At 57.0% G+C, this 14,461-nt stretch carries 12 protein-coding genes; 5 read left to right on the top strand and 7 right to left on the bottom strand.

Annotated elements, in window-relative coordinates; genetic code table 11:
- Positions 1–156 precede the first annotated feature (156 nt).
- From WIH05_RS07435 to WIH05_RS07415, 5 genes are all read left to right on the top strand, one after another.
- Positions 157–1,392: an ABC transporter substrate-binding protein gene (locus WIH05_RS07435; RefSeq protein ID WP_022272527.1), complete on the top strand. Its 1,236-nt coding sequence runs from the start codon at positions 157–159 to the stop codon at positions 1,390–1,392.
- Complete coding sequence (locus WIH05_RS07430) at positions 1,393–2,253, top strand: ABC transporter permease subunit (RefSeq protein WP_337425193.1); 861 nt, start codon at positions 1,393–1,395, stop codon at positions 2,251–2,253.
- Positions 2,250–3,047: an ABC transporter permease subunit gene (locus WIH05_RS07425; protein ID WP_022272525.1), complete on the top strand. Its 798-nt coding sequence runs from the start codon at positions 2,250–2,252 to the stop codon at positions 3,045–3,047. Before WIH05_RS07430 ends, WIH05_RS07425 begins: the two co-directional genes overlap by 4 nt.
- On the top strand, positions 3,044–4,126 hold the full coding sequence (locus WIH05_RS07420; protein WP_215654178.1) for an ABC transporter ATP-binding protein: 1,083 nt from the start codon (positions 3,044–3,046) through the stop codon (positions 4,124–4,126). Before WIH05_RS07425 ends, WIH05_RS07420 begins: the two co-directional genes overlap by 4 nt.
- 143 nt (positions 4,127–4,269) lie before the next feature.
- Positions 4,270–5,886 carry a CAP domain-containing protein gene (locus tag WIH05_RS07415; protein WP_022272852.1) on the top strand — a complete coding sequence of 539 codons (1,617 nt, stop codon included), beginning with the start codon at positions 4,270–4,272 and terminating at the stop codon, positions 5,884–5,886.
- Between the two features lie 109 nt (positions 5,887–5,995).
- Here WIH05_RS07415 and WIH05_RS07410 read toward each other — a convergent pair whose 3' ends face one another.
- Genes WIH05_RS07410 through infB form a run of 7 tightly spaced genes read right to left on the bottom strand, consistent with a single transcriptional unit; the run spans position 5,996 to position 14,093 of the window.
- Positions 5,996–7,873 (bottom strand): L,D-transpeptidase family protein, encoded by a 1,878-nt coding sequence (locus WIH05_RS07410; RefSeq protein ID WP_337425192.1) that lies wholly within the window; start codon positions 7,871–7,873, stop codon positions 5,996–5,998.
- Between the two features lie 27 nt (positions 7,874–7,900).
- The gene (locus WIH05_RS07405) at positions 7,901–9,019 is read right to left on the bottom strand and encodes an AI-2E family transporter (RefSeq protein WP_022272404.1); all 1,119 of its coding nucleotides are present in this window, start codon (positions 9,017–9,019) and stop codon (positions 7,901–7,903) included.
- Entirely contained in the window at positions 9,012–9,971 is a 960-nt protein-coding gene (locus WIH05_RS07400; RefSeq protein ID WP_022272405.1) for a bifunctional riboflavin kinase/FAD synthetase, read from the bottom strand. The genes WIH05_RS07405 and WIH05_RS07400 overlap by 8 nt, the downstream gene beginning before the upstream one ends.
- Before the next feature lie 9 nt (positions 9,972–9,980).
- Complete coding sequence (truB, locus tag WIH05_RS07395; protein ID WP_022272406.1) at positions 9,981–10,877, bottom strand: tRNA pseudouridine(55) synthase TruB; 897 nt, start codon at positions 10,875–10,877, stop codon at positions 9,981–9,983.
- A gap of 1 nt (position 10,878) precedes the next feature.
- A complete protein-coding gene (locus WIH05_RS07390) occupies positions 10,879–11,856 on the bottom strand; it encodes a DHH family phosphoesterase (protein WP_337425191.1) in 978 nt (325 codons plus the stop codon).
- 29 nt (positions 11,857–11,885) lie between these two features.
- Positions 11,886–12,287 (bottom strand): 30S ribosome-binding factor RbfA, encoded by a 402-nt coding sequence (rbfA, locus tag WIH05_RS07385; protein ID WP_158359681.1) that lies wholly within the window; start codon positions 12,285–12,287, stop codon positions 11,886–11,888.
- 15 nt (positions 12,288–12,302) lie between these two features.
- Positions 12,303–14,093 (bottom strand): translation initiation factor IF-2, encoded by a 1,791-nt coding sequence (gene infB, locus WIH05_RS07380; RefSeq protein WP_337425199.1) that lies wholly within the window; start codon positions 14,091–14,093, stop codon positions 12,303–12,305.
- Positions 14,094–14,461: the final 368 nt, after the last annotated feature.

Genomic DNA, 14,461 nt, shown 5'->3' with positions numbered 1-14,461 from the left:
TTCCATCGATACAAGCTCCGTTTCAGATAGTTATTCTCCATAGGCCGCCGGCAGTCGTTGACATTCCAAGCCCCAGCCTTTAGAATGGTTCCGGGGGAAAATCCGAAAAAACAAAAAAGTCCTTCCTCCCCCAAGGCAGAAAGAGAAATACTTCCTATGAAAAAGCTACAAAAGCTCCTGACCTTAGGCCTGGCAGCCGCCGGAGCGGCAGTCCTTCTGACCGGCTGCGGAAAAAAAGCCCTGGAGGACTCCGATCTGGAGGCCGCTTCCTGGGACCAGATCACCGAGGCCGCCAGGGATACAACCGTCACCTTCTACGGCTGGGGCGGCGACGAAAACAGGAATAACTGGTTAAACACTACGGTGGCCGATCATGTAAAAGAAAACTATGGCATCACCCTGGAGGTGGTAGGCATGGATATCAACGATATCCTCACCAAACTTTCCGGAGAAAAACAGGCTGGATCAGAAAAGGGCAGCATCGACATGATCTGGATCAACGGCGAGAATTTTTACTCCGCCAAGGATAACGGCCTGTTATACGGCCCCTTTACCCATAAGCTCCCCAATATGGAGGCCTACGTCGATCTGGAGGATCCAGAGACCTTAAACGACTTCTGCATGCCCATCGAGGGCTATGAGGCCCCCTACGCCAAAGCCCAGATGGTCCTGTACGCCGATACGGCCGTGACCCCGGAGCTTCCAGAAAACGCCGCTGAATTCATGGAATTCTGTAAAAAATATCCGGGAAAGGTCACCTATCCGGCTCTTCCAGACTTCACCGGCAGCGCCTTTGTCCGCTGTCTGATCTACGAGACCTGCGGCTGGGAGCAGTTCCAGGATATGGAGGCCGATTACGATACAGTAAAAATCGCCATTGAACCGGCCCTCTCCTATTTAAGGGAGCTGAACCCCTATCTGTGGAACCAGGGAAAGACCTTCCCCGACTCCTCCACCACAGTGGACGCCATGTTTGCCGACAGAGAGCTGGTACTGGATATGAGCTACGGCCCCTTCTCCGTGGCCTCTGGAATTGAGGAGGGGATCTACACAGATACCACCCAGACCTTTGTCTTTGATAACGGCACCATCGGAAACACCAACTACATGGGCATTGCCTTCAACTCCCCCAATAAAGCCGGGGCTATGGTGGTCATCAACGCCATCTTAAGCGGAGAGATCCAGCTCACCCAGTATGCCCAGCTAAAGGAGCTGCCTGTGGTGGATCAGGATAAGCTTTCAGCCGAAGAAAAGGCCGCCTTTGACGCAGTGGAGCTGGGCCAGGGGATCCTTACCCAGGCGGAGCTTCTGTCCCACCGTCTGCCGGAAATGCCTGCCAGCCTTGTTCCTGTGATCGAGGAGATCTGGCTCAATGAAGTTGTAGGTAAATAAATGAAAAAACCTTTTTTTCTGTTAATTCCTTTTTTTCTGCTCATGGCTCTGGTGCTGGCGTCCATCTGGAACGTACTGACCCAGAGCCTGGGTTATATTCCGGCCTTTGGTCTCAGAGAGCCGACGTTTGGATACTACGCCCGGGTGTTAAAGGACCCGGGATTTTTAAGCTCTGTGCTGGTGAGCCTTAAGATCTCCGTCTGGTCGGCGGTGATCTCCACGGTCCTGGGGGTCCTGCTGTCCATGGCCCTCATCCAGTGCTGGAAACAGCGCGGCGGCCACGTTTTTGCCGTCCGTATCCCCGTGCTGGTGCCCCATGCAGTGGCGGCGGTGTTCATGATCCAGATCTTTTCCCAGACCGGACTCCTGGCCCGCCTGGCCTTCGCCCTGGGCCTTCTTGAAGAACCGGCGGCTTTTCCGCAGCTTTTGTTTACGCCGTCCTATGGGGGGACCATCCTGGCCTATATCTGGAAGGAGGCCCCCTTTGTGGCGTACTTCGTACTGGCCTTCATGGGCGGCATCCGCAGTTCTCTGGGGGAGGCGGCGGAAAATCTGGGGGCGTCTCCGGTGAAGAGCTTTTTCCAGATCACTCTTCCCTTAAGCGTTCCGGTGATCTCCCGGGCCTTTCTCATTATTTTTATCTTCGCCTTCGGAGGCTATGAGCTGCCCCTGCTCCTGGGCTCCACCCTGCCCAGGGCGCTGTCGGTGGAAACGTATCTGGCCTATACCCGGCCGGATCTCCTGGACCGTCCCCTGGCCATGGCCATGAACGGCGTCATGCTCCTGCTGTCCATTGTCATGACCATCCTTTACAGCGTTGTCATGGACCGGGTCAACAGAAAGATCGGAGGGATCCAATGAAAAAACATCGTCTCATGCGGCTGGTCCTTTCCGCCGCCCTGTTTAGCATCTTCCTCCCCATGGTACTGATGCTGCTGTGGAGCGTGGCCGGCCGCTGGCCCTGGCCGGGACTTCTGCCGGAGACCTACTCGCTCCGCACTATAAAGGAGCTCCTGACCGGCTCTGCCAGCCTTTCCAGGCTTCTGTCCAGCAGCATCCTCCTGGCCCTCACCGTGGCCGTTCTCGGCACGGCAGTGGGCGTCATGACTGCCCGGGCCACAGAAAACTACGGCTTTCCCGGCCGTTCCCTGGTCCGGTTCGGCTCCCTTCTGCCGCTTTTGGTGCCCGGGACCGTGTTTGCCATGGGGATCCAGATCACCCTGATCCGCCTGGGGCTTTCTGATACGGTGGCCGGGGTGGTGCTGGTCCATCTGGTGGCCGCTGTCCCCTACTGTATCACCATCATGACCGATGTGACCAGGGATGTGGGGACAGGACTTGAGGAACAGGCCATGGTACTGGGAGCCGGACCTGTAAAGGCCTTTTTCCTGACCACCTTCCCCTCCCTTCTTCCCGGGATCCTGTCATCCATGAGCATGGGCTTTATCCTGTCTTACAGCCAGTATTTTACGACTCTGATGGTGGGCGGGGGCCGGGTAAAGACCATTGCCCTGGTGCTGGTCCCCTACATCCAGAGCGGCGACCGCTCCCTGTCCTCGGTGTACTCCACAGCCTTTGTGGGCTCGGCGCTCCTGGTCTTTTTTATTTTTGAGGGGATCATCCACCGGATCCAGAAAGGAGAAAGAAAACCGTGAAGCTGAAGATCGAAGGCCTTTCGGCTGGATATGATAAGGATTTTGTAATAAAGGACCTTTCCCTGTCCGTGAACCAGGGGGAGTTTTTATCCCTCCTGGGTCCCTCGGGCTGCGGAAAGACCACGCTGATGAAGGCCGTGGCCGGGATCCTTCCGGCCCAGGGAGGGCGCATCCTTTTGGACGGTGAGGATATCACCAGCCTTCCCATCCACAAACGCGGCACTGTCATCGTCTTCCAGGATATGCGCCTGTTCCCCCACATGACCGTGGAGGAAAATGTGGCCTTTCCTTTAAAAATGCAGGGAGTTTCCCGGTCCGGGCGGCTGGAACAGGCCAGGGATCTGCTGGAAAAAGTCCAGATGGGCGGGTTCCGGGACCGGAGGCCCGCGGAGCTTTCCGGCGGACAGCAGCAGCGGGCCGCCCTTGCCAGGGCCCTGGCGGCCAGGCCCCGGCTCCTGCTCCTGGACGAGCCCTTTTCTGCCCTGGACGAAAATCTCAGAGAGGATATGCGGAATCTTGTCCTTCAGTTACAGCGGGAATTCCATATGACTGTGATCCTGGTGACCCATGACCGGGAGGAGGCCCTGTCCATGTCCGACCGGATCGCCCTGATGTTTTCCGGCCGTCTGGTCCAGACCGGGACGCCAAAGGAGGTATACCTCCGGCCGGAAAGCAGACTGGCAGCCGATTATTTCGGGGACTGCGTGTATATAAACGGAACCATTTCCGGGGGAAGGTTCACCGGCGGTGGGCTTGATTGTCCGGTTCCCTTCCTCTCCCAGGAATTCATCTCCCAGGCCATCCCCTCCTCTTTTGATTCTCCAGTGCCTGGTCCGTCTGTTCCCGATGGCCCCTGCCGGCTGATGCTCCGGCCCGGAAGCCTGGAGCCTGACCGGACGGGAGGATATTTTCTCACTGTGGAGCAGGTCTCCTTCCGGGGCGGCTCTGTCCTTGTATCCCTCCGGTCTGATGATGGGGCCCTGTGGAAAAAGGCCTTCTCCGGGCCCGTGGACCTGGCCCCCGGAGACCGGATCCAGGCGTCGGTCCGCACCCAGGATGGGGTCCTGTTCCCCGTCTGAGGGACAGCCGCTCTGGAACTCCCGGTTCCTCCTGGTTTCCGGCAGGAATCAGCCCGGGAATCTTGACAGATCCCTCCTTATTGTTTAAACTTTTAGTAAACGATCCATTATTAATGGAAAAATTAATTACAAAGGAGAAAAAGATGAACAGAAAGATCATTCCGTCGCTCATGCTTTCCGGCTGTCTTGCCATGACGGCCTGCCTGGCGGTTCCGGCCTTTCCGGCCCAGGCTTCCCAGGAGATCTATCACATCAGCGAAGACGACTCCCCTGTGGAATACCACTCTCCCGAAGAAATCCGGGACTTTTTCCACAGCCGCCCCTTCTCCAGGACCCAGCCGGATACATTTGATGAGGAACCGGATCTGGAAAGCGAAACGGCTGGGAAGCTCAGCGGAGAATCCGTGGAAAATGCCCTGAATACCCTGAATTTCATCCGCTATATCGCGGGGATCTCCGCTGACGTGGAAACCAGCGACTATTATGAAAATATGGCTATGGCAGGCGCTGCCCTTATGACAAAGACCGGAATGGAGCATAAGCCAAAAAAACCCGCCGGCGTTTCCCAGGAATTTTACCAGCTGGCCTATGAGGGCACCTCATCCTCCAACCTGGGCCAGGGCTACCGCAATCTCTCCACCGCCATCACCGATGGCTGGATCGACGACGGGGATACCTCCAATATTGACAGGATCGGCCACAGAAGATGGTGCCTGGATCCGCGTATGCAGGCCACCGGCTTCGGCCATGCGGGCTCCTATACGGCCATGTACAGCTTTGACGGCACGGACAACGGATACGAGGATGTGCCGGAAATGGTGCTGTGGCCGGCCTTGAACATGCCTGTGGAGTATTTCACCGGCCCCTGGAGCATCAGCTTCGATCCCTCCCAATATCCGCTGCGCTCCAGCGACCAATCCAGGATCAAGATCACCATGACCAGCGAAAAGACCGGAAAGCAGTATACAATCTCCGGCAAAGATACCAACCGGGCCGGGACCTATATGAACGTGGAGACCAGCAACTACGGCTATGGACCGGCTCTGATCTTCACCCCCAATGTACGTTTTTCCGCCGGTGATAATGTGACCGTAAAGATCACAGGTCTCCGGAACGACAGCGGCTACGACGGGCTCCAGTATACGGTCCATTTCTTCTCCCTGTCATCCGACGAGTACGACAGCACCGAGGATTCCGGTGATGAGGACACTGACGGCGAAGAGGAGGAAGGAGGCTCCGGCGGTTCTGAAACCTCCGGCGGTTCCGGAAGCTCCAATGGCTCCGGAATCTCTGACCATACCGAGACCTCTGGCGGCTCCGAAGTCTCCGGTCTTCCCTCCTATGTGGTCCACGGCACCTGGGGGCTCAACGCAGAGGGAAGCTGGACCTTCCTGGATGATTCCGGAAGATTCTATAAAAACTGCTGGGCCGCCATCTACAATCCCTACGCCGATCCCGCCCGGGGCCAGTCCTCCTTTGACTGGTTCTGCTTTGACGAAAACGGGAGCATGAGGACCGGATGGTTCCAGGATCCGGATGGAAGCTACTACTACCTCAACAGCGCCTCGGACGGCACCAGAGGAAAAATGCTGACCGGATGGCACTGGATCCCGGATGGCTCGGGCCTCAGAAAATGCTATTATTTCAACCCTGCCTCCGACGGAACCAGAGGAAAAATGCTCTCCGGCACCGTTGTGGATGGAAATCTTTTAAACACCGACGGGGCCTGGGTGATTGACGGCGTGGTACAGACCCGGTAAGGAACAGAGTCCCGGTTCTTAGGAATTTCCTATCAAATTCCTATCAAATAAAAAACTCCCGCAGAAAGCCAGCTTTGGACATCCGCTGGCTTCTGCGGGAGTTTTTCTCTTAAGCTCCAGGGCCTCCAGGTCCCGGCATCGGCTCTGGCGCCGGATCCGCAAATCCGGGACCAAAGCTCTCCTCGTCCCCTCCGGCCGTCACAGACGGACCCACAGGGCCTGGCACAGCCGGGGCCGTTTCCACTGGAGACGCCGGAGTTTCCTGGGGACTGGATTCCTCCGGAGACGCTCCGCCTCCCGGACCATCCGTATTTCCCTCCGGAAGCTCCACGCTGGGACCCACCGGCTGCTCTGCCGGCGGCTGGGTCTGCTCCGGTGCCGGTGCGGCCGTGGTCTCCGGCGCAGCCGTGGAGGCGGCTGTGGAGGCCGCAGTGGTTGCTGCCGGTTTTTCCGCCGGAGCCGTTTTTTTGGACTCTGTACCGGCCAGGTGGTAGCAGAGCACCGGATCTCCCTGGGAGATGTTTTCAAAGATCGTCTTGGCCGCCTTAGGCGGAAGGTTGATGCAGCCGTGGGAGCCGCCGGTCTTATAGATCGTCCCGCCGAAGCTTCCTCTCCAGCTGGCGTCATGAAGGCCGATCCCGCCGTTGAAGGGCATCCAGTAGGATACAGGCGTGGCATAGCCCTCTCCCCGCAGCGTGGCGTTCCTCTGCTTATAGGTCAGCGGATACGCGCCGCCCGGTGTGGCCCAGCCTCTGGATTCGTTGCCGGATACAAAGTCTGTTTCCACCAGGAGCTCTCCGTTTTTATAAAAATACAGATGCTGGGCAGTCAGATTGATCTCCACATATGTACTGCCGTAATCATTGGCCCCGCGGCTGGCAGCCTTCTGGCTGTATTCCGGCTCCCTGGTCTGCTGCTCTCCGTTTTTTATGATGGAGAGCACCGCCGCCGTCTCCGCCGCCTGGCTGATCTTCCAGCCGTAATGGCCTCTGGAGATGGTCACATCCTTTCCGTAGGACGTTTTCAGGGTCTTTGTTTTATAGGCTGTGTCATACTTTCCCGCCAGTTCCTTTACGTAAGCGGCCGCCTGGCTTTCATCCAGCGTGACGTTTCCTCCGTCCACTGTGATCCACTGGCTGATGGTATCTCCGTCCAGCACTTCCCTGGCATCCCCAAAGGTATGGGTCACCACCGCGCCCACATACCGGTTCATCTCTGCTGCGGCCGCGTTGAGCCCCTCGTCTGTCTCATCCACCGCCGGTTTTGTATAACAGCCCTCTGCATCCAGGTCCACCTGATCTGAGAGACTTACGATGGCCGCGGCCACTGCCTTCTCCACCTGTTCCTCCACCAGCTCCGTTCCCTGGACTGCCGGAACCACCGAGTAGCTCCTGGTCCCGCTGTCATACTCGGAGATCCGGGCATTTTCCGGTTCCCTCATCTGATCCGGATCCATAAACGGAAATTCCCGGACCGCTTCCTTCAGCTTTTCGCCGTCAAAGGCGATCATGGTACGGATCTCATGAGCCGGCCCCTCCTTCAGATACCGGATCCACTGGCCCGGCTCCTGCTCCTCCAGAAGCTTTTCCAGACTGCCGTCAAATTCTGAATGAAGGCCGATCTCCTCGGTTCCAATGGTCCCGCTGGCCCCGTCCCGGGCCTGGACCGTCAGAGTATAGCCGGAAAGCCCGGACTCGATCAGGCTTTTGACCTCCTCCACGGTCTTTCCGGAGGCGTCTATGCCATTGATGGTCGTGTTGGGGAAAAACGCCGTTTTATACTTTCCCGTTTCCAGGAAGTAATATCCGGCCCCGGCCGCCGCCAGGACGGCGGTCCCAATGACGGCTGCCAGAGCGATCCGGCCGGCCTTTTTCTTCCCTTCCGGAGCGTCCGTCCGTTTCCGGCTCCTTCCCCGGAGCCTTCCGGTCTGGGGCGTTTCCGGGGAAAGGCTTTCCGCCTCTCCTTCTCTTTCCTTCTTTTCTTCCATAATTTCCTTCCTAAACTTCCCGGTTCCCTAGGATCTCAGCCGTTTCTGGACACCGTCGCCCAGGAAGCGGTACGCCGCTGCCGCCAGAGGTACTCCCAGGAGCATTCCTCCTACGCCCAGCACGCCGCCGCCAATGGTCACAGCCGCCAGGACCCACATGCCCGGAAGGCCGATGGACGAGCCCACCACTCTTGGGTAGATCAGGTTTCCTTCGAGCTGCTGGAGCAGTACCAGGAAGATGATAAAGCCCACCGCCTGGATGGGATTCACCGTAAATACCATAAATGCACCCACAGCCGCGCCGATATATGCGCCCACCACCGGGATCAAGGCTGTAACGCCCACCACAGCGCCGGTCATCACCGCATAGGGGAACCGGAGCAGAGTCATTCCCAGGGCACAGAGGGTTCCGATGATCACTGCCTCCATGCACTGGCCGACGATGAAGCTGGTGAACACCTCATGAAGCGTCTTAAGGGCGTAGCAGACTGTATTCCGCACCCGGTCCGGCAGATAGGCCCGCATGATCCGGTCGCCCTGGGATGCCAGCTTTTCCTTGGAGCTTAACAGGTAAACGGCAAAAATGGAACCGATCATAAACCGGGCTGCCGTTCCGATGACCTTGGAAAATACCAGCACAACGGAATTGAAGATCCCTCCGGCTCCTGTAAGCAGGATGTTCACAGCCTTCTCCATCATGTTCTTCCAGTCGATATCTGCATTTTCCAGGTACGTCTGGATCTCCGGCATTTCCTCCAGATGGGCGATGGCCCACAGCCGGATCTCCTCGATCACCGGCGGGATCTCATCTGTCACCAGCCGGATACTGGAAACCAGCTCTGGAACCACCAGATACACCACTCCGGCCATGATAAGCACCAGGGCCAGGAATGATAACAGGATGCAGACCGGCCGTCTGAGCTTTATGAGGAACCTCCGCTTTGTGCCCGGGAACCAGAACCGCTCGATCCTTTTTAACAGGATATTGAGCACGTAGGCGATGACGCAGCCCACCAGCAGGGGAGCTGCCGCCGAAAATGCCAGGGAGAACACAGATGCGATCCTGTCCGCATTCTTCAAAAACAGGCACACCGCCGCAGCAATGAGCCCGATCACGCAATACGTTCCGATCTGTTTTTTACCCATCCGCCTTTCCTTTCTCCTGGACAGTCCAGGAATCCCGGAAGATCTCCCGGCATTTTCCTATATCATGATCCAGCTGGGCCTTTAGCTGGCCGATGGAATCAAACCGCATCTCCGGCCGTATAAAATCCAGAAGCTCCACCCGGATCTCCTTTCCGTAAAGATCTCCATCAAAATCATAGAGATACGTCTCCACTCCCACAGGATTCTCTCCCTGGATCGTGGGCTTTTTCCCAATGTTCGTAAGGCCGCCGTAGGTCTTCCCGTCTGCCGTCACCCGGGTCACATAGACGCCGAATCTGGGCAGATGCTTTTCCGGCGGCGGAAGCAGGTTGGCTGTGGGGTAGAGCTTTTTATGGCCGATGGATCTTCCGTGGGTCACGGTCCCTGTGATGAAATAATCATAGCCCAGGAGCCGGTCCGCCTTTTTCACATCGCCCTCCTCCAGCATCTTCCGCACATAGGTGCTGCTGATGATGGCTCCGTCTGTATCCCGTTCCTTTTCTACCACAAAAAACTGGTAGCCATATTCCGGCGCCAGTTTTTCCAAAAGAGCCCTGTCTCCTGCGGCCTTGTAGCCAAAATGACAGTCCGGCCCGGTGATGATGATCCTGGCGTTCATCTTTCCCGCCAGGATCTCCTTTACAAACTGCTCCGGGGCCATGTGGCATACCTCCTGGTCAAAGGGATATTCCACCAGATAATCCACCCCGGCCGAGCGCAGGAGCTCCATCCGCTCCCGGTTGGTCATGAGGACGGTCTGCTTCCGGCCGCCCACCAGACTCAGGGGCGGCGTGGAAAACGTGAACATCGCCACCTTTAAGCCCTTTTCCTTCCAGCGGACCATTTCCCTCACCAGCTTCTGGTGGCCCACATGGAGGCCGTCGAACTTTCCGATGCTGACCACCGTCGGTTCTGTGATCTGAAATTCTTTTGTTTCTGCAATATACTGCATGCCGTCTCCTTATGACAAAAAGATTTTTACCGGATAAAACATGCGTTTTTCCTCAGAAAATCTGTAAATACCAATGAACAGCCCCGTGCTGTCGTAGACCCGGAAGGGATCTTCAAGACTGTCTTCCCCGTCCATCTGGAAGCGGAAGGGATTTCCGTTTCTCAAAAGACGGTCCATGGACGCATCCCCGGACCGTATCTCTTTATAACCGGAAAACACAGTTTCCACCGGCAGCACCGCCTCCTCCAGCCGGCCCGTATCCTTCAGGGCCTGGAGCTCATCCAGGGTCCGGCTGTCCTCCATCCGGAATCCGGCGGCCCTGGTGCGCAGGAGCTTTTTCATGCACCCGCCCACAGCCAGCTTTTCTCCAATGTCATGACAGAGGGTCCGGATATACGTTCCCTTGGAGCAGGAAACGGTCATGACCACCTCCGGCAGCCGGATGGAACGGATGGTGATGTCGTAGATCTTCACCGGTCTGGGCTTCCGCTCCACCTCCACGCCCTGGCGGGCCAGATCGCAGAGCTTCCTTCCGTTGACCTTCAAAGCCGAATACATGGGAGGGATCTGGTCATAATCCCCCACAAAGCATAAGACGGCCTCCCGCACGGCCTCCTCCGTCAGTCCGGAAGCGTCCGTTTCTGAAAGAACCGTCCCTGTGGTATCCTGGGTATCGGTCTCCATACCCAGGAGCAGGGTGGCCTCATACGTCTTGTCCCGGTCTGTCAGCATGTCGCAGAGCCTGGTGCCCTTTCCCACGCATACCGGCAGGACGCCTTCGGCCTCCGGGTCCAGGGTCCCCGTATGGCCCACCTTTTTCTGGCCCAGGATCCCCCGCATTTTAGCCACCACATCAAAGGACGTGAAGCCCTTTTCCTTATATACGTTTATGATGCCGTCGTACATTTTAAACCCCAGTCTGTTCTTTTTCTTCGCCCCACTGGATCTGGATCTGTCCGTCCACCTGGCGGATGATCTCCTCCACTGTACCGGTCATGGTACAGCCCGCGGCCTTTTTGTGGCCGCCGCCGCCAAAGGCCAGGGCGATCCGGCTCAGATCCAGCTCCGTATTAGTCCGGAGGCTCACCTTATACTCCGACGGATTCCCTGTCTCATAAAGGAGGATGGCGCACTCCACTCCGGTCACAGACCGGAGAAGATCCACGATACCGTCGGTGGACTTCACCGTACAGCCGTTTTTCTTAAGCTCCTCCTGGGTCACCACCGTGTAGATGCAGCGGCCGTCCTCAAAAAGGACGCTGTCCAGCATGGCCTGGCCGTGGACCCTGGTCTGACCGTAGCTCTTCTGGTAAAAGCTTCCGTCAATGATCTTCGGGAAATCGATCCCCTGGTCCATCAGATATCCGGCGATCTCCATGGTCCTCCGGGAGGTGTTGGAATATTTGAACACGCCCGTATCATGGACGATGCCGGTGTACAGGCACTCTGCCACGGCCTTCCCGATCTTATCCTGGTCCAGGAGGCCGTAAAGGACCTCGCAGGTGGAGCTGGCGCTTCCGGCGATCACATTGACCCGGGCCAGGCCCTGGTTGGTGATGTGATGGTCGATGCACAGGCTGTCCGCCGCCGTTTTCAGATAGGGAGCAAATTCTCCCAGGCGCTTTTCGTCGCTGGCATCCAGGGTAATGCAGAGATCGAAGGTCCGTTCCGGCTCAAATCCGTGTTTCACCTGGCCGTAGCCCTTTAAATATCCGAATTTTGCGCCCATGGGCTCCAGATATACGGATACCCTAAGCTCCCCGTAGTTTTCCGTCAGGTAATTATACATGGCCAGACAGGAACCGATACAGTCCCCGTCCGGATTCACATGGCCTAAAATGGCCACTGTTTTTTTATCTTTCAGCACATCTGTCAGAATTTCCACTGGGCAGACTCCTTTCCTGGGGCAGGACCTTACCTGCCGTCCTCTGTCTCCTCGCCGTTTTCCTCATCCCGGTCCGTCAGATCCTTTGTCACATCGTCGATGAGCTTCGACATGCGGACTCCGTATTCGATGGACTGGTCCAGGATAAAGGAGATCTCCGGCGTATTCCTAAGGTTCACCGCCTTTGCCAACTGGGTCCGGATAAAGCCCTCGGCGCTCTTTAAGCCGCGGATGGTGTCCTTAGCCTGCTCCTCGTCTGCAAGAACGCTGATATACGCCTTGCAGTATTTCAGATCCGGCGTCACCTGGACTAAGACCACGCTGGTCATTGGATGGATCCTGGGATCCTTGAGCTCTGAGCGGATGATATCGCTCAGAGCCTTCTGGACCTCCCCGTTGATTCGTGTATTTTTAATGCTGTTCTTTCTCATGATACTCCTTCTTTACTATCTCGGAACCTCTACCATGATATAGATCTCGATCATATCGTCTTCCTTCAGGTCGTTGAAGCCTTCAAATACAAGGCCGCACTCGTAGCCTGCGTTGACCTCCTTCACATCGTCCTTGAAACGCTTTAAGGAAGCTAACGGTCCCTCGAAGATCTGCTCGCCCTCGCGGGTGATGCGGGCCTTGGAGCCGCGGGTGATCTTTCCGTCCAGGACATAGGAACCGGCAATGGTGCCCACGCCGGAGGCCTTGAAGGTCTGGCGCACAACGGCATGGCCGGTCACCTGCTCTTCGTAGATGGGATCCAGCATGCCCTTCATGGCAGCCTCCACATCCTCGATGGCCTGGTAGATCACGCGGTACAGACGCATATCCACCTTCTCCCGGTCCGCAATGGACTTGGCGGTGGCGTCAGGACGCACATTGAAGCCGATGATGATGGCGTTGGAAGCGGAAGCCAGGGTCACGTCGGATTCGTTGATGGTGCCGACGCCGCCGTGGATCACCTTTACCACCACTTCTTCGTTGGAGAGCTTCACAAGACTCTGTTTTACTGCTTCCACGGATCCCTGTACGTCTGCCTTTACGATGATGGGCAGCTCTTTCACATTTCCTGCCTTGATCTGGGAGAACAGATCGTCCAGGGATAATTTTGCCTTTGTATCTTCAATTAACTTGTTCTTTCCTTCTGTGATGAAGGTCTCAGCAAAGCTTCTGGCCTCCTTCTCGTTCTGGAGAGCCACAAATACCTCGCCGGCGTTGGGAACGTCGTTGAGACCCAGGATCTCCACCGGAGTGGACGGGCCGGCTTCCTTCACACGGTTGCCCTTATCGTCCATCATGGCGCGGACTCTTCCGTAGCAGGAGCCTGCGGCGATGGAATCGCCCACCTTTAAGGTTCCCTTCTGTACAAGGACAGTAGCCACGGGACCTCTGCCCTTGTCTAACTGTGCCTCGATCACAAGACCTCTGGCCTTCCGGTTGGGGTTGGCCTTTAATTCCTTCACCTCTGCCGTTAAGAGGATCATCTCCAGAAGCTCCGGGATGCCCTCCTTTGTATGGGCGGATACGGGAACGAATACGGTGCTGCCGCCCCAGTCCTCGGGGATCAGCTCATATTCGGAAAGCTCCTGTTTTACACGCTCCACATTGGCGCTGGGCTTATCGATCTTGTTGACTGCAACGATGATCTCCACCCCTGCGGCCTTGGCATGGTTGATGGCCTCCACGGTCTGGGGCATTACGCCGTCGTCGGCTGCCACCACAAGAATTGCGATGTCCGTAGCCTGGGCTCCCCTCATACGCATGGCGGTGAATGCCTCATGGCCCGGGGTATCTAAGAAGGTGATCCTCTGGCCGTTGGCCTCTACCACATATGCACCGATGTGCTGGGTGATGCCGCCTGCCTCCCTGGAAGTCACATTGCTCTGGCGGATGGCGTCCAGAAGAGAGGTCTTACCATGGTCAACGTGACCCATGACGCAGATGACCGGCGGTCTGGAAACCATGTCCTTCTCGTCCTCCTCTTCCTCTCTTAAGAGCTCCTCGATCACGTTGATCTTCTTTTCCTTCTCACAGAGAACGTCGTACTCCATGGCGATCTCCTCAGCCTTCTCAAAGTCGATCTCCTGGTTGATGGTCACGATGGTCCCCTGTAAGAACAGTTTTTTCACGATGGCGGAGGGCTGTAATTTCATCTTTTCAGCCAGCTCCTTAATGGTGATGGTCTCCGGGATCACGATGGTCTTGATCTCCTCCACCTTGGCCTCAGCCTTCTTGGGCTGCTGCATCACGGGAGCCTTAACGCCCTTTCCGCCCTTGGCGTTCTTGCCTCTTAACTCCTCGTCCCGGTCCTTTCTGGCATCATGCTCTTTCTTATAAGCATTCTTGCTGGCCTTGGTGTTCTGCTGCTTCTGGGCCATGGGGGTATCGAAGGACGGCTTGGGGATGTTCAGTCCGCCGCGGCCGTCGCGGCCTCCCTGACGGTTTCCGTCTCTCTGGCCATCGCGGCCATAGCCTCCCTGACGGCCGCCGTCACGGTTATAGCCTCCCTGGCGGTTTCCGTCTCTCTGACCGTCGCGGTTAAACCCGCCCTGGCGGTTCCCGTCTCTCTGGCCGTCGCGGTTATAGCCTCCCTGGCGGTTCCCATCTCTCTGGC

Origin of the sequence: Alitiscatomonas sp. (genome assembly GCF_037242085.1) — a bacterium.
In the GTDB taxonomy this organism is placed as follows: Bacteria; Bacillota; Clostridia; order Lachnospirales; family Lachnospiraceae; genus Alitiscatomonas; species Alitiscatomonas aceti.
This window is presented reverse-complemented; position numbering and strand designations above follow the sequence as displayed.